Annotated in this window: 16 protein-coding genes; 9 read left to right on the forward strand and 7 right to left on the reverse strand. The window is 68.7% G+C overall.

The genetic code is table 11. The annotated features are described in order from the left end of the window. Positions 1-39: 39 nt before the first annotated feature. Positions 40-801 (reverse strand): phytanoyl-CoA dioxygenase family protein, encoded by a 762-nt coding sequence (locus tag AC1RR5_RS23005; protein ID WP_492925418.1) that lies wholly within the window; start codon positions 799-801, stop codon positions 40-42. 101 nt (positions 802-902) lie between these two features. On the opposite strand from AC1RR5_RS23005, the gene AC1RR5_RS23010 reads away from it, so the two are divergent. The 3 genes from AC1RR5_RS23010 (at position 903) to AC1RR5_RS23020 (ending at position 4,376) form a co-directional block, all read left to right on the forward strand. Further along, on the forward strand, positions 903-1,823 hold the full coding sequence (locus tag AC1RR5_RS23010; RefSeq protein ID WP_492925420.1) for a LysR substrate-binding domain-containing protein: 921 nt from the start codon (positions 903-905) through the stop codon (positions 1,821-1,823). A gap of 82 nt (positions 1,824-1,905) precedes the next feature. After that, on the forward strand, positions 1,906-2,739 hold the full coding sequence (locus AC1RR5_RS23015; protein WP_492925422.1) for a hypothetical protein: 834 nt from the start codon (positions 1,906-1,908) through the stop codon (positions 2,737-2,739). Between the two features lie 32 nt (positions 2,740-2,771). Next, positions 2,772-4,376: a GMC family oxidoreductase gene (locus tag AC1RR5_RS23020; protein WP_492925424.1), complete on the forward strand. Its 1,605-nt coding sequence runs from the start codon at positions 2,772-2,774 to the stop codon at positions 4,374-4,376. A gap of 6 nt (positions 4,377-4,382) precedes the next feature. On the opposite strand, the gene AC1RR5_RS23025 is transcribed toward AC1RR5_RS23020, so the two are convergent. The 3 genes from AC1RR5_RS23025 to AC1RR5_RS23035 all read right to left on the reverse strand — a co-directional run bounded on the left by AC1RR5_RS23025 (position 4,383) and on the right by AC1RR5_RS23035 (position 8,694). Continuing rightward, a complete protein-coding gene (locus AC1RR5_RS23025) occupies positions 4,383-7,595 on the reverse strand; it encodes a family 78 glycoside hydrolase catalytic domain (RefSeq protein WP_492925426.1) in 3,213 nt (1,070 codons plus the stop codon). Positions 7,596-7,602: 7 nt separating this feature from the next. Further along, on the reverse strand, positions 7,603-7,986 hold the full coding sequence (locus AC1RR5_RS23030; protein ID WP_492925428.1) for a hypothetical protein: 384 nt from the start codon (positions 7,984-7,986) through the stop codon (positions 7,603-7,605). Between the two features lie 96 nt (positions 7,987-8,082). Next, the gene (locus AC1RR5_RS23035) at positions 8,083-8,694 is read right to left on the reverse strand and encodes a TetR/AcrR family transcriptional regulator (RefSeq protein ID WP_492925430.1); all 612 of its coding nucleotides are present in this window, start codon (positions 8,692-8,694) and stop codon (positions 8,083-8,085) included. Positions 8,695-8,860: 166 nt separating this feature from the next. Between AC1RR5_RS23035 and AC1RR5_RS23040 the strand changes: the two genes are divergently transcribed. Together AC1RR5_RS23040 and AC1RR5_RS23045 are read left to right on the forward strand one after the other, a co-directional pair. Continuing rightward, on the forward strand, positions 8,861-10,423 hold the full coding sequence (locus AC1RR5_RS23040; RefSeq protein WP_492925432.1) for a carboxylesterase/lipase family protein: 1,563 nt from the start codon (positions 8,861-8,863) through the stop codon (positions 10,421-10,423). Positions 10,424-10,460: 37 nt separating this feature from the next. Beyond that, positions 10,461-12,701, forward strand: coding sequence for a TonB-dependent receptor (locus tag AC1RR5_RS23045; RefSeq protein WP_492925434.1), 2,241 nt, complete (start codon positions 10,461-10,463; stop codon positions 12,699-12,701). A gap of 63 nt (positions 12,702-12,764) precedes the next feature. Here the strand turns inward: AC1RR5_RS23045 and AC1RR5_RS23050 are convergent, their stop codons facing one another. Continuing rightward, on the reverse strand, positions 12,765-14,714 hold the full coding sequence (locus AC1RR5_RS23050; RefSeq protein ID WP_492925436.1) for a cellulase family glycosylhydrolase: 1,950 nt from the start codon (positions 14,712-14,714) through the stop codon (positions 12,765-12,767). A 106-nt stretch (positions 14,715-14,820) separates the two neighbouring features. On the opposite strand from AC1RR5_RS23050, the gene AC1RR5_RS23055 reads away from it, so the two are divergent. The 3 genes from AC1RR5_RS23055 (at position 14,821) to AC1RR5_RS23065 (ending at position 18,625) form a co-directional block, all read left to right on the forward strand. Then, positions 14,821-16,230: an MFS transporter gene (locus AC1RR5_RS23055; protein WP_492925438.1), complete on the forward strand. Its 1,410-nt coding sequence runs from the start codon at positions 14,821-14,823 to the stop codon at positions 16,228-16,230. Beyond that, positions 16,227-17,810: a tannase/feruloyl esterase family alpha/beta hydrolase gene (locus tag AC1RR5_RS23060; RefSeq protein ID WP_492925440.1), complete on the forward strand. Its 1,584-nt coding sequence runs from the start codon at positions 16,227-16,229 to the stop codon at positions 17,808-17,810. Before AC1RR5_RS23055 ends, AC1RR5_RS23060 begins: the two co-directional genes overlap by 4 nt. A gap of 113 nt (positions 17,811-17,923) precedes the next feature. Beyond that, complete coding sequence (locus tag AC1RR5_RS23065) at positions 17,924-18,625, forward strand: dienelactone hydrolase family protein (protein ID WP_492925442.1); 702 nt, start codon at positions 17,924-17,926, stop codon at positions 18,623-18,625. A 6-nt stretch (positions 18,626-18,631) separates the two neighbouring features. Here AC1RR5_RS23065 and AC1RR5_RS23070 read toward each other — a convergent pair whose 3' ends face one another. Both AC1RR5_RS23070 and AC1RR5_RS23075 read right to left on the reverse strand, forming a co-directional pair. Next, the gene (locus AC1RR5_RS23070; protein ID WP_492925444.1) at positions 18,632-19,855 is read right to left on the reverse strand and encodes an MFS transporter; all 1,224 of its coding nucleotides are present in this window, start codon (positions 19,853-19,855) and stop codon (positions 18,632-18,634) included. Between the two features lie 30 nt (positions 19,856-19,885). Next, entirely contained in the window at positions 19,886-20,842 is a 957-nt protein-coding gene (locus AC1RR5_RS23075) for a carbohydrate kinase family protein (RefSeq protein WP_492925446.1), read from the reverse strand. Between the two features lie 241 nt (positions 20,843-21,083). Between AC1RR5_RS23075 and AC1RR5_RS23080 the strand changes: the two genes are divergently transcribed. Further along, on the forward strand, positions 21,084-22,337 hold the full coding sequence (locus AC1RR5_RS23080; protein ID WP_492925448.1) for an ROK family transcriptional regulator: 1,254 nt from the start codon (positions 21,084-21,086) through the stop codon (positions 22,335-22,337). The last annotated feature ends 55 nt before the right edge of the window (positions 22,338-22,392 follow it).

The following is a 22,392-nucleotide window of genomic DNA, read 5'->3' on the forward strand; positions in this document are numbered from 1 at the left end:
ACGTCGCCGGGAGCAGCGCCAGGCGACGTCGAGATCGCGCTAGGCGAGAGTGACGTGCTGGCCGTTGCGCAGCACCGGGATGGCGTTGCGGCGCAGATGGTTCGTGCCCGGATTGATGATCGCTTCAGGCGAGTACTGGGCCAGGTAGACGCGGCGCATCTTCGAGGTGCTGTTGGCCCCCGTCGCGTGCAGCACGCGGCTGCTAAACACCACGACGCTGCCGGCGGGAACCTCGACCGTGACGCCTTCCTCGGGGCCGGTCCATCCGACCAGGTCGTTGCTGCCGTCCTGTTTGGTGTGGGGCAGCACGCCTTCGCGGCTTTCCGGAATCTGCGAGAAGGGCAGCAGACGGACGGTGCCGTTCTCGATCGTGGCGTCGTCCAGCGGGCACCAGCAGGTCAGGTAGGGCTTGTGGGCCGGCGGGCCGCCATAGTGGACGACGTAGCCGCTGTCCTGGTGCCACGCGAACGGCATGCCGCCGCTGGGACCTTTGACGACGTACTGGTCGAAGAAGAAATAGACATCGTCGCCCAGGGTGGCGCGGCAGATCTCCGCCATCGTTTCGCCGAACAGCATCTCGCGCAGCTTGGGCTGCTCGCGCTGGCACTCGTTGGCGAAGTAGCGCTTGCCGCGGTGGGTGATGCCGATAGTGTCGACGCCCAGCTCGTCCATCTTGGCGTCCTCGCGGGCGACGAAGCTGTCGCACTGCTCACGCAGCATCTCCAGCATGGGACCGACCAGCGCCTTCTCGAAGACCGCGTAGCCTTCGCGGGTGAATTGTTCGCGCTGCTGTTCGTACATGGTGACCTCCCGGCTTTTCTTGAGGTTAGGGTCTACTCGCGAGGCCATAGGATCAAATCGAATTGATTGCCGGGCTCATTTGGAAATCCTATGGGTAGCCGATGCGTATGCGCCAGGTGGAAGCGTTTCGGGCGGTGATGGCCAGCGGCGGGGTGACCGCCGCAGCGACGATGATGAACGTCAGCCAACCCTCGGTCAGCCGGCTGATCGCCGACCTGGAGGCCTCGGTCGGCTTCCAGCTGTTCGAGCGCCGGGGCGGGCGGGTCATCCCGACGGCCCAGGCCGAGGCGTTGTACGACGCGGTCCAGCGCAGCTTCACGGGGCTCGATCTGCTGGACCAGGCCGCGCGCCGCATCCGGGCCCATCCGGTCGGCACAATCCGCGTCGCCTCGCTATCGGCCATAGCCGTCGGGGTGCTGCCGCCGGTGATCGCCGACTTCAACGCCCGCTATCCCGACATCAAGATCACCGTCGAGTCCCTGGGTCAGCGCGGTGTCGTGGACCGCGTGTTCCTGGGGCAGGCCGACATCGGGCTGGCGGTCGAGGCCTCGTCGCGCACCGGCGTCGTCAGCACCCCGCTGGTCGAGGCCGAATATGTCTGCATCCTGCCGGCCGGCCATCGCCTGGCGAGCCGCGCGCAGATCGACGTCGGCGACCTGGATGGCGAGGCCTTCATCGGCCCCATGCACGAGGCCGAGGCCCTGTGGTTCGGCCTGGATCACGCCCTGGAGGAGCGCAAGGTCGAGCTGCATCGGCGGCTGGAGACCCAGCACTCGTTCCCGGCTTATGCCTATGTCGAGGCTGGACTGGGGGTCACGGTGGCCGAGCCGTTCTCAGCCCCGCTGTTCCACCGGCTGGGCGTCGTCGTCCGTCGCTTTCGGCCGACTCTGAAGGTGGGCTTCGCCTTGCTGGAGCCGGAGATCGGCCCGTCGCCGCCGGTCATCGCCGAGTTCCGCGCCGCCGTCGCCCTGGCGGCCCAGGCCCGCGTCGAGGCCGCCTTGGAGTTGGCCGACCGCTCATAGCATTGGCGCATGAGCCGCCCCGCTTTTGCGATTGGACCTATGGGCGGCCCCGTCGTCTCCTGGCGCTTCGGGGAGGAGCGCCATGCCGCAGTTGAAGGTCTTCCAATCGCTGTGGGCCATGGACGGCCTGCCGGGCGTGGATCTGGACAAAGACGTCGACGGGGCGCTGGACTGGATCGTGGCGGCGGGCTTCGACGGCGTGGGCGTCAACCTGGCCCGCACCGCACGCACGGCAGCGACGGCGCGGCGGATGGCCGACGAAGGGCTCTCCTGGGAAGCCCAGGCGCTGGTCCGCGACGCCGACCAGTTGGCCCGTTATCTCGACCAGGCGATCGCCTTGGGCGCGGCGGATCACGTCAATATCCAGGTCGCCAATGTCGCCTCGAACGTCGATGAAGCCATCGCTCTGATCGATACCTTGCTGGCGGTCTCGAAGGGCTGTCCGCTACCAGTCCTCTATGAGACCCATCGTGGCCGGCTGCTGAACGATCTCTTCTGGACGGCTGATATCCTGGACGCCCTGCCAAGCCTCGTGCTGACCGGCGACCTCTCGCACTATGTGACGGCGCACGAGATGGACCTGCCGATCGCGCCGCATCTGGCCGAGCGCCTCGACCGGGTCATCGCGCGCTGCGGGGCGTTCCATCTGCGGATCGCTGGGCCGAACCAGGTCCAGTTGCCGGTCGAGGCGCCGGTCAGCGCCGCGTGGCACGCGGCGTTCGAGGGCTGGTGGAGCCAAGGGATGCACCATTGGCTGGCCAAGGCCGATGCCGGCGACAGCCTGCCGATCCTCTGCGAGCTCGGCCCGCCGCCCTACGCCATCACCGACCCCGCAGGCCGCGAGCTGACCGACCGCTGGACCGAGGCGCTGGCGCTGAAGGCGATGAGCCAGCGACTGTTCTCGCGGGCGCTTTGACCGCAGTCTCAGAGGCGGGAGGACGAGTCGGCGTGATCGATCTGGGCGAGTACGATTACATCGTGGTCGGCGCGGGCTCCGCCGGATGCCTGCTGGCCAACCGGCTGTCGACCGATCCGTCCGTTCGGGTGCTGCTGCTGGAGGCCGGCGGGCAGGACGACTGGATCTGGTTCCACATCCCGGTCGGCTACCTGTTCGCGATCGGCAACCCGCGCGCCGACTGGCTGTTCGAGACGACCGCCCAGGTGGGCCTCGACGATCGGATCCTGGCCTATCCGCGCGGCAAGGTGATCGGCGGCTCCTCGGCGATCAACGCCATGATCTACATGCGGGGCCAGGCCCAGGACTATGACGGCTGGCGCCAGAAGGGGCTGACCGGCTGGGGCTGGTCCGACGTCCTGCCGTACTTCCTGCGCCACGAGGACCACATCGCGCCGCAGGGCGAGCATCACCGGTCCGGCGGCGAATATCGGGTCGAACATCCGCGCGTGCGCTGGGACGTGCTGGACGCGATCCGCGACGCGGGCGAGGAGGCCGGCGTCCCGCAGATCGAGGACTTCAACGGCGGCGACAATGCCGGCTCGTCCTATTTCCAGGTCAATCAGCGGGCCGGCCGGCGATGGAGCACCGCCACGGCCTTCCTCAAGCCGGTGCTCAAGCGCGCGAACCTGCGCCTGGAGAAGGGCGTCGAGGTCGAGCGCCTGGAGCTGGACGGCCGGCGCGTGACCGGCCTGCGCGCCCGGCGCGGCGGCCAGGTGCTGACGGCACGGGCCAAGGGGGAGGTGATCCTGGCCGCTGGCGCGGTGGGCTCGCCGGTGATCCTGCAACGTTCGGGCATCGGCGACGCCGCGACGTTGAAGCGCGTGGGTGTCGAGGTGCGTCATCACTTGCCGGGAGTCGGCTCCAACCTGCAGGACCACCTGCAGATCCGGCCCGTCTACAAGGTCAGCGGCGTGCGGACCCTCAACACCGACTACGCCAATCTCGCCCGGCGGCTGGGCATGGGCGTCGACTACGCGCTCCGTAGGTCTGGACCGCTGACCATGGCCCCGTCGCAGCTGGGCATGTTCTGTCGCTCCGACCCGCGCCTGGCGACACCGGACCTGGAGTTCCATTTCCAGCCGCTGAGTTTGGACAAGTGGGGCGACGGGCTGCACCGGTTCGGCGCGGTGACCGCCAGCGTCTGTAACCTGCGCCCGACCAGTCGGGGCAGTGTCACTTTGTCGGGACCGGATATCGCCGACCGCCCGCTGATCGATCCGCGCTACCTGACCACCGAGGCCGACCAAGAGATCGCCGTCGCCTCGCTGCGCTGGGCGCGCCGGATCATGGAGCAACCCGCCTTGGCCGGCTACGCGCCCGAGGAGTTCCGGCCTGGCGCGCAGGCCGACACCGACGCGGCGCTGCTGGCGGCCGCCAAGGCCTTGGCTACGACCATCTTCCATCCCGTCGGCACGGCGGCCATGGGCCCCGCCGACGATCCGCTGGCCGTCCTCGATGAGCGTCTTAAGGTTCGTGGCCTCGACGGCCTTCGGGTGGTGGACGCCTCGGCGATGCCGGCCATCACCTCGGGCAACACCAACGCGCCCACGGTGATGATCGCCGAGAAGGGCGCGGCGATCATCCTCGAGCGGTAGCGCGGATCAAGGCCGGCTGAAGCGGAACGTCCAGTTGCCGGGCGGAACGGCGTAGACGGCGTGACCGTCTCGGCGACCGATCCAGCGAGCGCCGACCGGCGGGCGGGGCAGTCTTGCACCGCCGTTCGGCAGCCAGACCTCGGCCGCGCAGGCGCCGGGAATGGCGACCTCCAACGTGACCAGGCCGGCCTTGTCACGACGCCAGTGCGAGGCGACCTCGCCGCGCGGCGTCTGCTGAGTGGCGCTGGCCTCGGACAGTCCAGCGGGCAGGGTCGGCCGCACCATCATGCGCGCATAGCCCGGCGCGGTCGGTCGGATGCCGGCCAGCCCCTCGTAGAACCAGCTGCTGATCGAGGCGAAGTAGTGGTGGTTCCAAGACCGCGAGCCCAGACTCCAGCCCTCGGGCATGCTGCGGATGTCGTTCTTCAGCCAGAAGCCCCAGCTGGGTTCATCGGTGCGGGTGACGATCTTCCACACCGTGTCGCCATGGCCGTGATCGCTGAGCAGCAGCGGCAGATAGCGCAGGGCGTAGACGCCGACGTCCAGCCTGTAGCCCTTGGCCACGATGTCGGCAGCCAGGCCGTCGATCACCGCCTGGGCCTGACCGTCGGGAACGAGATCCAGCGCCACGGGCAGGACGTTCATGGTCTGGATGTAGGGCGCGGGTTTGCCGTTCTCGGGCGGTGCGACGTAGCGGCGGGCGGTCGCGTCCCAATAGCGGGCGTTGTAGGCGGCCCGGACCTCGGCCGCGAGCTCGGCCTGGCCCGTCGCCTTCAGCATATGGAAGACGTAGGGGATCGAGGTGGCGTCGACGGGGCCGGTCGGAACGGCTGCCGCGTACTCGCCCAGGCCGTGGTCGTAGCGATAGTCGGGCGCTTTCAGGAAGCGCATCGTGTAGTCGGCCAGACGCTTCTGTAGCGCGCGGAGCGGCCCCGACGGGGACTGGCCAAAGCGCAGCGCCAGTTCCTCGGGCAGGACGAACGCCGCCACGTCCCAGGCCGGGGTCGGACCCCAGATGTAGTTCCAGCCAGGCGTGTTCTCGAAGCCGTAGTAGGGCGTCGAGGGCACGATCTCGGGCAGCTCGCCGCTGGGCGCCTGGGCGTCGACGAAATCGCCCAGCCACTTCTCCCAGGTGCGGACGACGTCGAAATTGATCGCGGCGGCGGCCGACGAGGCCTGGGCGTCGCCGGTCCAGCCGTTCTTCTCCAGGCTGGGCGTATCGGTCTGGGCCGCGTGCATGTTGTTGAGCAGGCCCTGGCGCGCGGCGTCGTGGATGTCGTTGACCAGGGCGTCGCTACACTGGAACTGGCCGATAGAAGCGACGGCCGAATGGATCTCGACCGCCGTGATCGTGTCGGGCGCCGGGGTCCCGTCCAGTCCCGTGACCTGGACATAGCGGAAGCCGCCGTAGCCGAAGGCCGGCAGCCAAGTCTCACGACCCTTGCCCGCCAGCGTGTAGCGGTAGGTCATCAGCTGGGCGTCGATCAGGCCGCTGGCGACCTGGATCGCGCCGTCCTTGCGCAGCTTCTCGGCCAGCACCATCGATACGGTCCGGCCGGCGGGACCGGTGACCGAAAGCTCGGGCGCGCCGGTGCGGATGCGACCGAAGTCGAACAGCCAGACGCCGGGCCGGACTTCCTTGACCGACGCGGCGGCGTGGCGAGCGGTTGGCGCGATCGCTTCGTGGATGGCGGCGACCAGCCGGCCCGCCGGACCCTTGACGGGGTGAGCCTGGTCCCAGGCCTCGTCGTCGAACCCGGCTCCGCGCCAGCCTAGAGGTTCAAGGCGGGCGTCGCGCCGTTCGCCGGCATAGATCGAGTCCCACAGGCAGGGCCCGTCGGCGGTCCGCCACGCGTCGTCCGTGGTCAGAACCTGGGTCGAGCCGTCGGCCAACACGATCTCCAGCTTCGCCCTCAACGCCGGCTCGGCGGTCCACGGGGCCTTGTGGAAGTACCACTCGTTCGGCTCAGTCACGCCGTACCAGCCGCGACCCAGTTCGGCGGCCAGGACGTTCTCGCCGGCCTTGAGCAGGCTGGTGACGTCATGGGTCTGGCAGAGGACGCGCTTGTCATAGGCGGTCCAGCCGGTGGCCAGCGCGCTCTGGCCGATCGCGGCGCCGTTCACTGTCATCGCCGCCCAGCCGGCCGTCGCGACATGGAGCCGTGCGCTGGTGATCTGGCCCTGAATGGCGAAGGCTCGGCGCAGCAGCGGGGCAGGGTGCGCCAGGGGGATGACGATGTCCTTGCCCGGCACGCCCGACGCGAGGACCAGGCCATCGCCGGAGACGTCGCCGCCGGTGAAGGGGTTGTCGCCATCCTGGAAGCGGCTCTCGAAGCCGGGACGGTCGATGGCCCGCAGGTCGACGGCGTGGATGACGGCGGCTTCGGCCTCGGGCGCCAGGAAGCCGAAGGTCCCTTCGGTCTGGGCCGCATCCTCGATCGCGCCGACCGCGACGCCGTCGAGGCTGAAGCGAAGGCTGGGCCCATGGGCCTTGATGACCAGGCGGCGACGCTGGCCCTTCAAGGCCGGCAGTGGCCACACCTGCAATCGCTTCAGCTTGACCTGCGAGGTCGCGCCGCCGGGATACTGCCGGACCTGCAGCATCAGCGATGGCGCGCCATCCACTTCGCCGACGCGCAGCATATAGGCCTCGCCGTAGGTCTTGCCCTCGGGGCGGGCCCGGAACAGGACGTCGAAGAAGCGGCCCTTGAGGGTGAAGTCGATCGTCAGGGTCTGGCCGGCCCAGCCGTGTGGCGGCTCCAACCGGCGACCGATCCAGGCGGCGTCGCCCCAGTCCTGCGGCGCCAGCAGGCCCATCTCGAAGCTGGCGGGCGCGCTCCAGGCGCCGGGGTGGCCGTCGGCGTCCCACAGCCGCACGCGCCAGACGCGGCGGGCGCGGGCGGGCAGGGCGGGGCCGCCGTAGACCGCTTCCACGGCGAAGGTGTCGGCGACCTTGCCGCTGTCCCAGGTCAGGCGTCCGGCCAGCAGGTCGGCCTCGGAGGCGGCGACCTGCACGCGCCAGGCGCTCTGGCGCGCCACCGGCGGCCGCCAGGCCAAGCGCGGCCGCGGCGCATCCAGGCCGATCGGCCCGGCGGCGTGCTCGCTGGACAAGGCTCCGGGCGCGGCGAGGGCTGTCGCCGCGCGGGAGGAGGTTGCCGTCAGGCACGCCGCCAGAGCCGCCGCCCCCGAAAGAGCGTCGCGCCGGGTGGGACCGGTCATGGCGGGATCAGTTCGCGGCGGGCGCGGGCGACGATGGGGCGGCGGGGGCGGGCACCTTGGCCAGCGCCTCGGCCAGGACCTTCAGCCCTTCCTCGTCCAGATTGGCCTGCGGGAAGGTCGCCAGCTGGCGCGGCGTGAAGTTCTTGATAACCTGGGCGATATTGGCCTGTTCTTCGGGCGAGGCCTCGGGCTGGCCGGCGGCCTCGCCGCGCTTGCGGAAGAACTCGCCGAAGGCGTCGCGTGCCTTGGGATCGGCGAAGATATCGGCGATCTTGGTGTCCAGCGTGTAGTAGGGCTGGGCTGAGGCAGCCGGCGAGGTCTGGGCCTGGGCGGTGGCCAGCGGGGCCACGCAGAGGGCGGCGGCGATCAGGCCCGTCATCATACGCTTCATCGTTACACTCCCCGATCCCCCGCGCTTGCGCCCGACTTGGCCGCGTGGGTTATCGTCGTTCACGTTATGCAAATGCATAACGAAAGTCGAGAGGGTTCAGCGAACCATGATCGCGGCCAGGGCCTCGGCATGTTCTTCGATCACCGCCGGATCTGAGGGGTCCAGACCCCACACCCGTCGCACCTCGGGGGAGAGGGTGTAGAAGAGCTGGGCCGCGCCGACGAAGATGTAGACACTGGCCGCCACCGACACCTTGGGCAGGATGCCCTCCCGCTGGCACAGCAGGATGAAGCTCTCGGCGGCCTTGCGCGCCTCTACTATAAATTCGTCGGCCGCCCAGCGAAAACGCTCGCTGTCGCGCACGCTCTCCTGGACCATCAGCCGGGCATGCTCTGGATGGCGGGCCGAATAGAGCACCACCGAGCGGATCACCGCCTTGGCGAAGTCCCGGTACGAGCGATAGGCCGGATCGTCCGGGGCCGGCAGCTTCAATTCCTCGGCCTGGCGTTGGAACAGGAACGTCACCGCCGCCCGCCACAGGGTGTCCTTGTTGTCAAAGTGATACTTGATCAGCGCGTGGTGGACGCCGGCCTTGGCGGCGATCTCCCGCGTCGAGGCGCCCTCGAAGCCCTGCTCGGAAAAGATCTCCAGAGCCGCCTGGAGGATGCTGGCCTGGGTGGCGGCCTTCTGACGCGCGCGCAGATTCAAGAGGTCGTCCTTCGTCGGAGTGGCTGTGCCCAAGGGGCGGGACACTAGCAACAGTCACACAGGAATGGAAATTGGTTCACCGATCGGTGAATCAGTCTCGACATTTCATTATGCAACTGCATAACGTAATGCTTGAGACGGGCCGACAGAGTCCGAAGGAAACGCCATGCTCGCAACGGGCCTCACCGCCAAACGCCTCGCGCCGCTTGTGGCCGCCGCGACCTGCCTGACCGCCTGTGGCGCGCAGGGCCAGACACCCGCGCCGTCGGCGCCGCTGACGCCCGTCGAGGCCAGCGTGCGGGACGGGGCCTTGCGGGGCTATGTCGAGAACGGGGTGCGGACCTTCAAGGGCGTGCCCTACGCGCAAGCTCCGATCGGCGATCTGCGCTGGCGACCGCCGCAAGCGGCCAAGGCCTGGACCGGCGTTCGCGACGCCCAAACCTTCGGGCCTGACTGCATGCAGAACCGGGTCGGCTGGGACGACACCCAGACCAAGTTGCCGGTCAGCGAGGACTGCCTGAGCCTGAACGTCTGGACGCCGGAGAAAGCGAGCAAGGCCCCGGTCATGGTCTGGATCCACGGCGGCGGCTTCGTCATGGGCTCGGGCAGCCAGCCGGTGTTCGACGGCGCGGCCCTGGCCCGGCGCGGCGTGGTCGTGGTGACCTTCAACTACCGCCTGGGCCGCTTCGGCTTCTTCGCCCATCCGGCTCTGGACGCCGAACATCCCGACGAGCCCAAGGCCAATTACGCCTTCATGGACCAGATCGCCGCCCTGGCCTGGGTGAAGGCCAATATCGCGGCCCTGGGCGGGGATCCGGGGCGAGTGACGATCTTCGGCCAGTCGGCCGGTGGTGGCTCAGTCGCGCAGATGATGCTGATCCCCGGTGCGCGCGGCCTATTCCAGCAGGCCATCGCTCAGTCTGGCGGCGGGCGCGATGTCTGGCCGCTGCTGGCCGCCGACCGGCCGGGCAAGGTCTCGGCCGAGGCCAGCGGCACGGCCTTCGCCGACAAGGCGGGCCTGAAGAACGCCGACGCGGCGGCCCTGCGCGCGCTGCCGGCGGCCAAGCTGCTGGGCAAGCTCGATTTGCTGAACATGGAGGAGGCGACCTTCTCCGGCCCGGTGGTCGACGGCCGCCTGGTCACGGGCTCGGCGGTCGAGGGTTTCGCGGCCGGGCGTCAGGCCAAGGTCCCGCTGCTGATCGGCGCCAACAGCGACGAGCTGGGCATCATCCCCGGCTTCCTGAAAGGCATGTTTGCCGGCAAGACCATCGCCCAGTTGGGCCTGCCCGAAGACAAGCTGCTGGCGATCTATGGCGCCAAGTCGGCGCTGAACAACGACCTGCCCAGCGACGCTACCTTCGTCGAGCCGGCCCATGCATTGGCCGGCCTCGCTGCCAAAGGCGGCCAGCCGGTGTGGAGCTACAGCTTCGGCTATGTCGTCGAGGCCAAGCGCAAGGACTGGCGCGGCGCGCCGCACTCCGGCGACCTCGGCTTCGTCTTCGACACCCTGGGCAAGCTCAAGGACCCGCCGACGGCGGCCGACCAGGTCGTGGCGACGCGCTGGGCCGATACCTGGGTCGCCTTCGCCAAGACCGGCGATCCCGGCTGGTCTCGCTACGACCCGTCGACCGACCAGCGGATGACCGTGGCCAACGACGGCCCGGCCCTGGCGGCGACGCCCGAACGCATCCGCGCCCTGGGAGCCCTGCGAGACGCCCAGGCGCGCTGAGACCTCAAAATCAAACAAGAAGGGGAGGGATAAAATAATGAAAAGCTTGAAGATCGGACTGGTGCTGGGGGCCTCGATCAGCGCCCTGGCGGCCGGACATGCGATGGCGCAGAACGCTTCGGCGGCCAAGCCCGACGAGACGATGATGATCACCGAGGTCGTCGTCACCGCCCAGAAGCGCGAGCAGAAGCTGCAGGACGTGCCGATCGCGGTCAGCGTCGTCGGCGAGGCCGACCTGCAGCGCCGCAACATCGGCAATATCGACCAGCTGAAATTGGTCGTGCCCAGCTTCGAGGCCACCTCGTTCGGGGTGTCGGTGCGCGGTGTCGGCACCTCGACCTTCTCGACCTCGATCGAGCCGACGGTGTCGACCGTGCTGGATGGCGTGGTGCTGGGCCGGCCCGAGATGGCGCTGGGCAGCTTCTACGACGTCGCGCGGGTCGAGATCCTGCGCGGCCCGCAAGGCATGCTGTTTGGCAAGAACGCCTCGGCGGGCCTGGTCAGCATCACCACCAACGCGCCCAAGCTCGGCCGCGTGGAGGCCATCGCCAACATCAACGCCGGCCAGGACGGCTACAACAAGTCTGACGCCACGGTGAACCTGCCGTTGGGCGACAAGGCGGCCCTGCGTGTCGGCGGTTTCGTCAACAAGATGGACGGCGTCCTGCATAACCTGAAGGACGGTCGGCGCTTCAACGGCAACGACGAGTGGGGCGGCCGCGCCAAGCTGCTGTGGCGGCCTTCCGATACGTTCGACGTGCTGATCACCGCCGACTACGCCAAGCAGGACCAGTCGATCACCTGGTCGCCGTACAAGCTGAACCCGACCGGCGGCATGGGCCTGGCCCTGGGCGCCTGCGGGGTGAAGGCCTCGCCTGACAACACCGACCTCTGCATCGACGGCGCGCAGTACAAGGACCGCGAGAACTACGGCTTCGCGGCCCAGGTCGACTGGAGCCTGCCGGGCGGCCTGACCCTGACCTCGATCACCGCCGGCCGGCGTGATTTCGACTTCAGCAACGGCGACTCCGACAGCCTGCCGATCAACATCCTCAACAACAACATCTCCAACCAGGACCTGCGCCAGGTCAGCCAGGAGCTGCGCCTGGCCTCGCCGGCGGGCGGCGCCTTGGAGTACGTCACGGGCCTCTACTACTACCGCCAGAAGACCAACCAGGTGACCGACCAGACCGGCACCTTCGGCGTTGCGCCGGCTCCGATCATCAACTCGACGATCAACAGCCTGGTCGACGCCGAGAGCTATGCCGCGTTTGGCCAAGCGAGCTACCAGCTGAACGAGAAGCTGGCCCTGATCGGCGGCGCGCGCCTGACGCACGACAAGGTCGGGCTCAACTTCCGCCAGTTCACCCGTCCGGGCTTCTTCGGGATTAATCCCACGGTGACGTTCAACGACACCGCCAAGAAGACCAACGTCTCGTGGCGGGTCGGCGCCCAGTACCAGTTCGCCGAACGGACCATGGGCTATGCGACGGTGTCGCGCGGCTACAAGGGGCCGGGCTTCAACCAGACCGGCGTGTCCAGCGCCACGGTCAGCCAAGAGGTCGGTCCCGAGATCCCGACCAGCTACGAGGTCGGCGTCAAGGCGACCCTGCTGGGCGGCCTGGCGGTGCTGAACGTGGCGGCCTTCTCGACCAAGTTCGACGATTATCAGGCCCAGACGGTCGACTTCACCCTGACCCCGCCGGCCTTCCGCACGATCAACGCCGGTGTTCTCAAGACCCGAGGCCTCGAGGGCGACCTGACCGCCGTCCTGGCGCCGGGCCTGCTGGTTATCGCCTCGGCGGCCTATATCGACGCCCAGTACGGCAAGTTCGCGCCGATCTCGTGCGACCCGCTGACGACGCCGTCGGGTTGCGTGCTGATCGCGCCGGGCCTCTACGGCTTCGACGCCTCGGGCAAGTCGCTCAGCGGGACGTCGAAGTGGAAGACCAGCCTGGCGGCGATCTACGAACGCCCCATCGGTCATGGCCTGCAGCTGAACGCCTCGGCCGACTACGGCTGGCGTGACGGCCACAACGCCTCGGCTACCGGCGATCCCAACACCCGGATCGACAGCTACGGCGTCCTGGGCGCGCAACTCGGGATCGGGGCCGAGAACGACAGCTGGCGGATCGCGGTCTGGGGCAAAAACCTGACCGACCAGCGCTTCCCCAGCGCGCTCTTCACCACCCCGTTCGGCGGCAAGGGCGACTACAGCCAGGTCCTGACCGGCGACGCCTTCCGACGCTACGGCGTGACCCTGAACCTGCGCTACTGAGTTCCTACTCCATCAGGCGCAACGACTGGCCGGAGGGGAAACCCTCCGGCCTTTTTCGTTTGATCAGGCGGGCTCGACGACGATCGACAGCGACCCAGCCTTGTCGGCCCAGATCTGCAGCTTTTGAGCGGCGCGGTCGTGGGTCCAGCGGGCGGCGCTCTGAGAGATGTTGACGGTCACACCGTTCGGGAAGCGGACCTCGGGAACGTAGACCTCGGTCGGCGCGTCGATCGCCGGATCAGCCTCCAGCGTCAGCTCGAAACGATCGTCGGCATAGCGCATGGCCGTGATCTCGCCCTGGGTCATCTGCGCGTAGGGGCGGCAGAAGCCCAGCAGGGCGCGCGCGCCCGCGTCGGGATCGTTTGGCGAGGGGCCATCGACCTGGTCCGGCGAGAAGATCGACAGGTCCTCCTGGTTCCAGCCGTCGCCCACCCGCAGGTCGTTGCGGTTGCTGGCCGTGTAGTTCCACTGGGTCGAGGACAGCTGCAGGGCGTCCAGGGCGTCGTACATCAGCGACAGGGCCTGGGCGTGGGCGGTCCAGACCTGCTCGCCGCGCTCGCCCCGCGCCCAGGCCTCGAAGGCCTCGCCGTGGTTGAGGTCGTAGGGGATGCCGAACTCGCCGATCAGGGTCGGCGCGCCCTCGCTTCCGAACTTTGTCCCCAGCCAGGAGATGTAGGCCATCTGGTTGAAGTACTTGGCCCGCAGGGCGTCGGTGTCATGGTCCGGGCCGAAGCACTTCTTGCGCAGGATGTCGATGTCGTACCAGTGGCTGGCGTTGACGCTGCGCGCGGGCATCGCCTCCGGGAACGTCCGGCCGGTGCCGACCAGGTAGGGGCACAGCTCGGCGAACAGCAGCCAGTCGGGGCGCACAGCGCGGATGGTCTCCGCCACGCGGGCGAAGAACGGGGCCATGCACTGGTTCTCGTGATCAATTGGCTGGCCGTCGCGCAGGCGGAAGAAATCCTCGTCCAGCACCAGGTCGCCATCGTCGTCGAAGCGCCAGGCGCCGGCCTGCTCAAACGGGTCGGGACCATCGCCCCGCCAGATCGAGACGCCGGCTTCGTTGGCCGTCCGGCTACCCAGTACGCGCAGCACGCCGCGTTCGTCGCTCCAGCCCAGCTCGGCCACCTCGACCGTGCGCCCCCGCGCGGCGCGCAAGCCGTCCAGCGGCGTCCAGGCCGCGCCGGGCCAGACGGGCAGGGGATCCTCGGGCGTCGCCTTCAGGCGCGGCGCGCTCATCGGCAGCCCGACCCAGCCCAGGCCCGGCTCGTTGAAGGTGTCGAAGCCGATGACATTGTCCAGACGCGCCACGCGGCGCGCCACGGCGGCCATGGCCCCCAGATAGTGGTCCTGCAGGAAGCGCTGGATGTTGCGCCCCTCAACCGTCCAGTCCGGGGTCAGGATCTCGCCGGCGAAGAAGGCGGTCCAGGCGACGCCATTGGCGGCCAGGCGGTAGTTCCCGGCCCAGCTCATCATCGGATAGCGGTCTTCCTGCCGCCGCTCCTCGCTGGCGTAGTCGTAGCGATGCTGCATGACGTGGGCGGCGTCGGCGGCATCGAACTTGGTGAAGTCCAGGCCCAGGGCCTCGAACACCCAGCCGGGCGCGCCGTCGCCACCGCTCATCCGGCTCCAGACGTCCTGGTGGAAGTCGACGAAGACGAACAGGCCATGGGCCTGGGCGCGCTCCACGACGGCTGCGAAGTAGTCGAGATAGGCCTCGTCGTACTGGCCCGGTCCGGCGTGCTCGACGGCCTCCCACGTGGTCAGTAGCCGCAGGGTGTTGAAGCCCCAGCGGGCGATGCGGGCCAAGTGCTCGTCGGCCTCTTCCAGCGGGAAGGGACGACCCACAAAGCTGACCGTGCGGTGGTCGGAAAAGTCGCTGGGCCGGTCGGTGCCGCCGTCGGGCCAGGGGACCTTGCAGTCGCCTCCCAGATTGACCCCACGCAGGATCGCGTGACGCCCGTGGGCGTCCACGAAACGGCTTCCACGAACATCGATCGACGGCTTTGACATTCCGCTCCCCCGGGGGCATTGTGATTTCGTTATACAAGTGGTGAATAAACGGGGCGCGCCGGTTGGTCCAGCCCCGAACGGGGAGGCGAGTAAGGGAATGCCAAGCGTGACGCGGGGTGATGAGCCTCGGCTGACGGCTGTCCGGAAGGCGGCGATCGGCGTCGGGGATTTCGGCTTCAACCTGTATTGGCAGACGGCCGGGCTCTACCTGCTGTTCTTCTATACGGACGTGCTGGACCTGCCGGCGGCGACGGCCGGCTTCATCTACATGGCGGCCCTGATCTGGGACGCGGCCCTGGATCCGATACTGGGCGTGCTGGTCGACCGCACCCGCACGCGCATGGGGCGCTACCGGCCATATCTGCTTTTGGGGGGAGCGCCGTTGGCGCTCGGCTTCGTGGCGGTGTTCGCCGGGCCGGTCTGGCCCGGCGCCGGCGCGATCGTCTTCGCCGCGGTGACCCACCTGCTGTTCCGTACCCTCTATGCGGTGGTCTCGATCCCTTATGCGGCGCTGTTCGCCCGCATCACCCGCGACAGCACCCAGCGGGGCGACATGGCCGGCGTGCGGATGGTGTTCGGCACCCTTGCGGCCATCGCGGTCGCGGCCCTGACCCTGCCGCTGGCCCAGGCCCTGTCGACGCCCGAGGCGCCCCGCCGCGGCTGGATGATCCTGGCGGCGGCCTATGGCGTGATCGCCGCCCTGTGCCTGCTCGCCGTGGCCTGGGCCGCGCGCGGTCTGGACGCGGCCGAGGAGGAGGCCCTGCCGCCGCGACCGGTCCGAGACGTCCTGCGCAGCCTAGCCGCCAACAAGGCCCTGATGCTGGTGCTGGGGGCCGTCGTCCTGAGCGCCTTTTCGGGCACGATGTTCTCGAAGAACCTGCTCTACTATTTCAAGTACGTGGTCGGCGACGCCAAGCTGGGCAGCGCGGCCCTGGCCATCGGCGCCCTGACGGCGGCGATCTGCGTGCCCGCCTTCGCGGTGGTGGTGCGCCTGGCCGGCAAGCGCGCGACCTGGCTGATCGGCGCGGTCCCTGGCTTGGCGGGTCTGGTCCTATGGCATCTGGCCGACGGCCATGGCGTGACCCTGCTGTTCGCCGCCGTGGCGCTGCAGGCCATGGGCCTGGCGTCCTACGTCGTCTGCTTCTGGGGCATGCTGCCTGACACCGTCGAGTACGGCGAATGGCGGACCGGCGTGCGCACCGAGTCGATGGTTTTCGGCCTGGTCGTCCTGGGCCAGAAGGCGGCCTTGGGCCTGGGCGCGGGCTTCCTCGGCATCGCCCTGACCCACGTCGGCTATGTCCCCAACGCGCCCCAGAGCCCCGAGACCCTGGCCGGCATCAAGGCGATGATGTTCTGGCTCCCGCTGGCCGGCGGCCTGGCTTCGGCCGGCTTGATCGCCCTCTATCCCATCACCCGCGCGTCGCACGAGAAGATGGTGGCCGAGATCGCCGCCCGCTCGGCCGACGCGCCGGTCGCTCCCACCAAGCTTTCGCTACAAGAGACGGTGATCCAATGACCCGCGCCGCTTATCTGGTCGCTCCCTTGGCCGTTCTGGGATCGCTGGCCCTGGCTGGCCAGGCCCAGGCCGCCACGCCGTGCGACGACCTGGCCAAGGTCAAGATTCCGGGCGCGACGATCACCGCCGTCAAGGCGATGGCCATCGGCGCGTCGCAGGAGATCGAGGTGTTCGGCATTCCGCCGCTGCCGGCCTCGGCCGCCTATTGCCGGGTCAACGCCACCCTAACGCCGACGCCATCCTCGTCGATCCGCGTCGAGGTCTGGTTGCCGCCCGAGGCGAGCTGGAACGGCAAGTTCATGGCCACCGGCAACGGCGGCTACGGCGGCACCCTCGGCGGGCCGCGCCTGGCCATGCGCCCGGCGGTCAATGCCGGCTACGCCACCGCCGGGACCGACATGGGCCACACCGAGGACGGCGCCGGCGGCTCGGCCGACTGGGCGCTGAACCAGCCCGAGAAGATCGTCGACTGGGGCCATCGCGCCAACCACGAGACCGCCGTCTTCGCCAAGGCCCTGATGGCCGTCCACTACGGCAAGGGCCCGCGTCGCGCCTACTTCACCGGCTGCTCGGACGGCGGGCGCGAGGCGCTGATGGAGGCCCAGCGCTACCCCGGCGACTTCGACGGCATCGTCGCCGGCGCCCCGGCCAACGCCTGGACCCGGTTGATGGGTAGCTTCGCCTGGTCGTGGAAGGCCGTGCACGAGGTCCCCGAGAGCCGCATCCCCGATACGCTGCTGCCGGTTATCCAGAAGGCCGCCCTGGCCCAATGCGACAAGCTGGACGGCCTCGCCGACGGCGTGATCGAGGACCCGCGCCGCTGCAGCTTCGATCCGGTCGTCGTTCAGTGCAAGGACGGCCAGACCAAGGAATGCCTGACCCCGGCCCAGGTCGCTGGCCTGCGCAAGCTGTACCAAGGTCCGCGCGACGCCAGGGGCAAGTCGATCCTGCCGGGCTATCCGGCCGGCGGCGAAGCCACGCCCGGCGCCTGGCCCCTGTGGATCAGCGGCGAGAAGGCCCAGCATCCGTCGTTCGCGCGCTCGTTCTTCGCCAACTTCGTCTATTCGAACACCGGCTGGCAGTTGGCCCAGCTTAATCTGGACAAGGACCTGAAGGCCGCCAAGGCGATCGCGCCGACCGTCGCGTCGACCAATCCCGACCTGTCGGCGTTCAAGGCGCGGGGCGGCAAGCTGATCGTGTTCCACGGCTGGTCCGACGCGGCGATTACGCCGCTGGCAACCATCCAGTACTACGACGCCGTTCGTGCGAAGATGGGCGTGAAGTCTGCGGACGCCTTCTCGCGCCTGTTCATGGTGCCCGGCATGTCGCACTGCTTTGGCGGTCCCGGGACGAACAGCTTCGACATGCTGGCGACGCTGGACGCCTGGGTCGAGGGTGGCAAGGCGCCAGAAACCGTGATCGCCGCCAAGACCGACAACGACTATGCCGGCTTGCTGGGCATGCCCGCCAAGACCGTGCGGACGCGGCCGCTGTGCGCCTATCCCAAGGTCGCTCAGTGGGACGGCAAGGGCTCCAGCGACGACGCGGCCAGCTTCAGCTGCCGGCTGCCCGGCCGCTAGCCGCGCACCGGTCGGCGGGGCGTCAATCTCATGACGACTTCGTTCAAGCGCGACGCCGACTGGTATCGCATCCTGCTGCAAGGGGACCCCCTAGCTGGATGTGGAGCGCCGACATGGATGAGACCTTGACCATCGAAGCCGGCGACGGCCAGTTCGCCGCGCTGGTCGTGCGTCCCGAGGGCGCTGGTCCGGCGTCGGTCATCGTGGTCCTGCAGGAGATCTTCGGGGTCAATGCCGGCATCCGCGAGATCGCCGCCGGCTATGCGGCCCAGGGCTACATCGCTGTCTGTCCCGACCTGTTCTGGCGTTTCGAGCGTGGCCTGTCGCTGTCCGAGAGTTCGGAGGCCAACTGGAAGACGGCTGTCGGCTACTACAGCCGGTACGACTTCGACCAGGGCGCCGACGACATCCTGCGGACCGTCGCGGCGGCCAGGACGCTGGAAGGGGCCAACGGCAAGGTCGGACTGACCGGCTATTGCCTGGGCGGCCTGCTGACCTTCCTGGGCGCGGCGCGCGGACAGCCCGACGTGGCGGTCGCCTACTATGGCGGCGGCACAGAGCGTTATGTCGGCGAGGGCGACAAGGTTAGCTGCCCGCTGCTGATGCATCTGGCGGGCGAGGACGAGTACATCGGCCGGGCCGCGCGCGAGACCATCGTCGCGGCGCTGAGCGACCGGCCCAATATCGAGATCCACGTCTATCCGGGGCGCAATCACGCCTTCGCCCGACCGGGCGGCGACCACTATGACGAGGCCGACGCCACCATGGCCAACCAGCGCACCCGGGATTTCTTCCGAGCGCACCTGGGAGGCTGACGGCGGTCAGGCAGGCTTGTTGAGCCGTCGCTTCAGGTCGATGGTCTGGTTGCGCACCAGCGGCCGCGCCCAGAAGGCCACGCTGAGGATGAAGCCCAGGGTCACGTACACGACCAGCATCGCCGTGCGCAGCCCGACATGCTCGCCCAGCGCCCCGACCAGCAACGGCACGACCGCGCCGCCCAGGATCCCCGAGCACAGGATGCCCGACAGCGCCCCGTGATGGTGCGGCGCCGAGTTCAGGCCCAGCGAGAAGACGATCGAGAACATCGCCGACAGGAAGAAGCCGCAGGTCGGAAAGGCCAGCAGGCTGGCGTGGCGATCGCCGAACAGGGCCACGCCCAGGCAGGCCATGGCCGCCAGGGTGATGGCCGACAGCAAGATCTTGGAGTCCAGCAGCTTCAGCGCGACCAGGCCGGCGACGCAGCCCAGCGACATCAGGCCCCAGAAGCTGGCCACGGCGCGCGCGCCTTCGATCGTCGGGGCATAGCCGTGATAGGTCGCCAGGAACTGGCTCATCCAGTTGGCCAGGCTCTGCTCGGTTCCGACATAGGCGGCGATGCCGAGGAAGAACAGGATCACCCGCGGATCCTTCAGGAGCTCCAGATAGGCGCTGGCCGCGCCGGCCTTCTCGTCGTCCTTCAACTCGACCGGGCCGATGCGCATGGTCGCTGTCACCGCGATCACGGCGGCGAAGATCAGGGCGAACAGCCAGTAGAGGCTGATCCAGGCCGGATGGGCCGTGAAGGGCAGGAGCGTGCGGCCGGTCATCAGGGCCGAGAACACCAGCGGGCTGACGAACGAGGCCAGGCCGAACACCAGCTGGCCCATCACCGAATAGAAGGCGAAGTGCTGCTCGCCGCCGGCCAGCCGCATCAGCGGATTGATCACCACCTGCAGCATGGCCATCCCCAGGCCGATCACGAACAGCGCGCCCACCGCCACGCCGTAGGTGGGGAAGGCGGAGAAGGTCAGGGCCCCGGCCAAGTTCAGCAGGAAGGCCGAAAGCAGCACCGGCTTGGGTCCGAACCGCTCGATCAACACGCCCGCCGGGATCGAGACCACGCCATAGGCCAGGAAGAATGAGAACGGCAGGAAGCCGGCCAGGGTCAGGCTGAGGTGGAAGTCGGCGATGATCAGCGGCATCAGCGGACCGATGATGTTGGTCACGAACGAAATCACGAACCACACCACCAGGATGTAGCCGATCACCGGGCCTCGGTTCCGCATCGTCCTTCCCCCCCCGTTTCTTGTTATGCGTCAGAGCGTTGCGACGGCGAGTTCGGCCAACTGGCCGGGCGCGATCGACTGGCGTGGGAAGTGGCCTATGACCGCCGAGGCCGTCCGGCAGCCGTGCTCCAGCGCCTCCTTGACGCCCAGTCCCGCCAGTCGCGCGGCCAGATAGCCGGCGTTGAATGAGTCGCCCGCGCCGATGGTGTCGAACACCTCGACGGTCGGTGCGATGGCCTTGAACCGTGCGCCGCCATAGGCCGCGACCGCGCCCTTGGCGCCGGTCTTGGCGATCAGGGTGGCGTCGGGCCGCATGACGGGCGCCAGGGCCAGCAACGCCTCGTCCAGCTCCTCGACCCCGGCTAGGCCCTTGATCTCGATCTCGTTGAGCAGGATGTGGTCGCAGCGGCTGAGCCAGGCGGTGGTCGCCGCGCGGGTCTCGAAGGTCCAGCCCTCGGGCGGCCAGCCGGTGTCGATGGCGATCTGGTAGCCCAGGGCCGACAGGTCATCCAGAACCTGGGCGTAGGCCGCCCGCATCTGGGGCAGCAGGAAGACCCCGGTCAGCAGGGCGATCGAGCCCGGCGCGGGCGGCGTGCCCAGGCGCGGACGGATCTGCTCCCAGCTCTGCGCCTCCAGGTGGCCCTTGGTGGTGAAGAAGGTCCGCTCGCCGCAGTCGTGGATAACGCCTGTCGAGATGGTCGTGGCGGTCTGGGTGATCCCGAGCTGGGCGTCGACGCCCTTGAACTCCTCGGCCAGCCAGCCGCCGAAGGTGTCGCCGCCCACCTGGGACAGCAGTCGGCAGGGCGCGCCCAGGTGGCGCATGGCCAGGGCGGTGTTGCCGCCCGAGCCGCCGGCGCGCAGCTCGCTGCGCTGCATGATGGTCTCGGTGCCGATCTTGGGCCAGCCCGCGACGGGCCCCAGGACCAGGTCGACGGCGACGTCGCCGATGATGGTCAGGCTGGGCGGGGCGTGGTGCAGGTGGTCCATGGAATGCTCTTGCGCTGTGGCCGAGGCGCGCCGCGCGGCTGAATCACCGTCCCGTCGTCCGCCCCCGGATCTTTGACGGCCTGTGACCGCCGTCGTTGGCGTCGAACATGCGAACCTTGTCGAGGGCTGTCAATTATTAAAACCAATGGATGGAAGAAATTAACTCGAGGTGGGTATCCCTTGTCCGGCCAAGGCCGCGATGGCAGACCAGACCTCACAACAGGGAGTTCGACGATCGTCCATGGCCACCCGCGGCGCCACCCAGCAGTCCAGCGCCCCCTATAATCGCCGTATCGTGCTGGATGTGATCCGGCGCCGGGGCGAGGTGTCGCGCAAGGAGATCATCGACCTGGTGGCGCTCAGCCCCCAGACCGTGGCCAACATCACCCAGGATCTTGAGGAGATCGGCCTCGTCGTCTCCAAGCGGCTGAAGGGCGACAAGGTGCGCGGCCAGCCGCCCATGGCCTTCGCGCTGGATCCGCGCGGCGGGGATTCGATCGGTGTGAGCCTTGAGCCGCGCCTGGCCTCGGCGGCCCTGGTCAATCTGGTCGGCGAGGTGCTGCACCGGAGCGAGGTCGAGATCGACGCTCGCGACCAGGCCGCGACCCTGAAGGCGGTGGTCGGGCTGGTCGGCGACCTGGCGGCGCGCTCGTCCGACGCCAAGCGGCTGTGGGGCGTGGGCGTGGCCTTGCCGGGACCGTTCGACGTGCCGGGCTTCAGTTTCACGGGGCCCACGGCCTTCGAGGGCTGGACCGATCTGTCGATCCTGGAAGAGCTCCAGAAGGCCTCCGGCTTGCCGGTATTCTACAGCATCGACAGCGCCGCCGGCGCGCTGGGCGAATCACTGTTCGGCGTCGCCCGTGACCTGACGGGCTTCTTCTACCTGCATTTCGGCGTCGGTCTGGGCGGGGCGCTGATCGTTGATCGCGCCGCCTACAAGGGCGCCGGCGGCAACGCCACCGAGATCGGTCACATCCCGATCGTGCCGCACGGCAAAGCCTGCTACTGCGGCAATCACGGCTGCCTGGAGCGCTATCTGTCGCTGCACTCGCTGTCGGAATTCGTCACGGGCCGGGTCGATGTCGAGCTGTCCAACGCCGAGATCCTGGCCCTGCTGGAGGGCGAGGACGAGAAGCTGATGGACTGGTGCCGTCAGGCCTCGGGCCACCTGCGCAATGCCGTCTGCATCATCGAGAACATGTTGGATCCTGCCACCATCGTCATCGGCGGTTCGGCCCCGCGCGCGCTAGTCGAGCGGTTGGTGGCCCTGGCCATGCCGCTGCGCCATTCGGTGCGCGGTCGTGGCGGGGAGGGCGGTTCGCGCATCACGCTTTCGGACCGCCAGGTCGACAGCTCGATCCTGGGCGCGGCGGTGCTGCCGATCCACGAAATGCTGTCGCCCAGCTACGAAGTGCTGCTGCAGGAACGCAAGGGCCGGGCCGAGGTCGAGACCTTCCTGGGCGCCCGTTCGACGGGCCGCGTCACCGCCATCTGATCGATTTCTAGCAGGGCGCCTCGCCACGATCCAGCGGCGCGATAAATAAAAACAT

This window comes from Caulobacter sp. GW821-FHT11E11 (assembly GCF_058808315.1).

Bases quoted from the DNA above. Each gene is read 5' to 3' on its own strand.
- AC1RR5_RS23005 (WP_492925418.1), bottom strand. From the start codon at position 801: ATGTACGAACAGCAGCGCGAACAATTCACCCGCGAAGGCTACGCGGTC.
- AC1RR5_RS23010 (WP_492925420.1), top strand. From the start codon at position 903: ATGCGTATGCGCCAGGTGGAAGCGTTTCGGGCGGTGATGGCCAGCGGC.
- AC1RR5_RS23015 (WP_492925422.1), top strand. From the start codon at position 1,906: ATGCCGCAGTTGAAGGTCTTCCAATCGCTGTGGGCCATGGACGGCCTG.
- AC1RR5_RS23025 (WP_492925426.1), bottom strand. From the start codon at position 7,595: ATGACCGGTCCCACCCGGCGCGACGCTCTTTCGGGGGCGGCGGCTCTG.
- AC1RR5_RS23030 (WP_492925428.1), bottom strand. From the start codon at position 7,986: ATGAAGCGTATGATGACGGGCCTGATCGCCGCCGCCCTCTGCGTGGCC.
- AC1RR5_RS23040 (WP_492925432.1), top strand. From the start codon at position 8,861: ATGCTCGCAACGGGCCTCACCGCCAAACGCCTCGCGCCGCTTGTGGCC.
- AC1RR5_RS23045 (WP_492925434.1), top strand. From the start codon at position 10,461: ATGAAAAGCTTGAAGATCGGACTGGTGCTGGGGGCCTCGATCAGCGCC.
- AC1RR5_RS23050 (WP_492925436.1), bottom strand. From the start codon at position 14,714: ATGTCAAAGCCGTCGATCGATGTTCGTGGAAGCCGTTTCGTGGACGCC.
- AC1RR5_RS23060 (WP_492925440.1), top strand. From the start codon at position 16,227: ATGACCCGCGCCGCTTATCTGGTCGCTCCCTTGGCCGTTCTGGGATCG.
- AC1RR5_RS23065 (WP_492925442.1), top strand. From the start codon at position 17,924: ATGGATGAGACCTTGACCATCGAAGCCGGCGACGGCCAGTTCGCCGCG.
- AC1RR5_RS23070 (WP_492925444.1), bottom strand. From the start codon at position 19,855: ATGCGGAACCGAGGCCCGGTGATCGGCTACATCCTGGTGGTGTGGTTC.
- AC1RR5_RS23075 (WP_492925446.1), bottom strand. From the start codon at position 20,842: ATGGACCACCTGCACCACGCCCCGCCCAGCCTGACCATCATCGGCGAC.
- AC1RR5_RS23080 (WP_492925448.1), top strand. From the start codon at position 21,084: ATGGCCACCCGCGGCGCCACCCAGCAGTCCAGCGCCCCCTATAATCGC.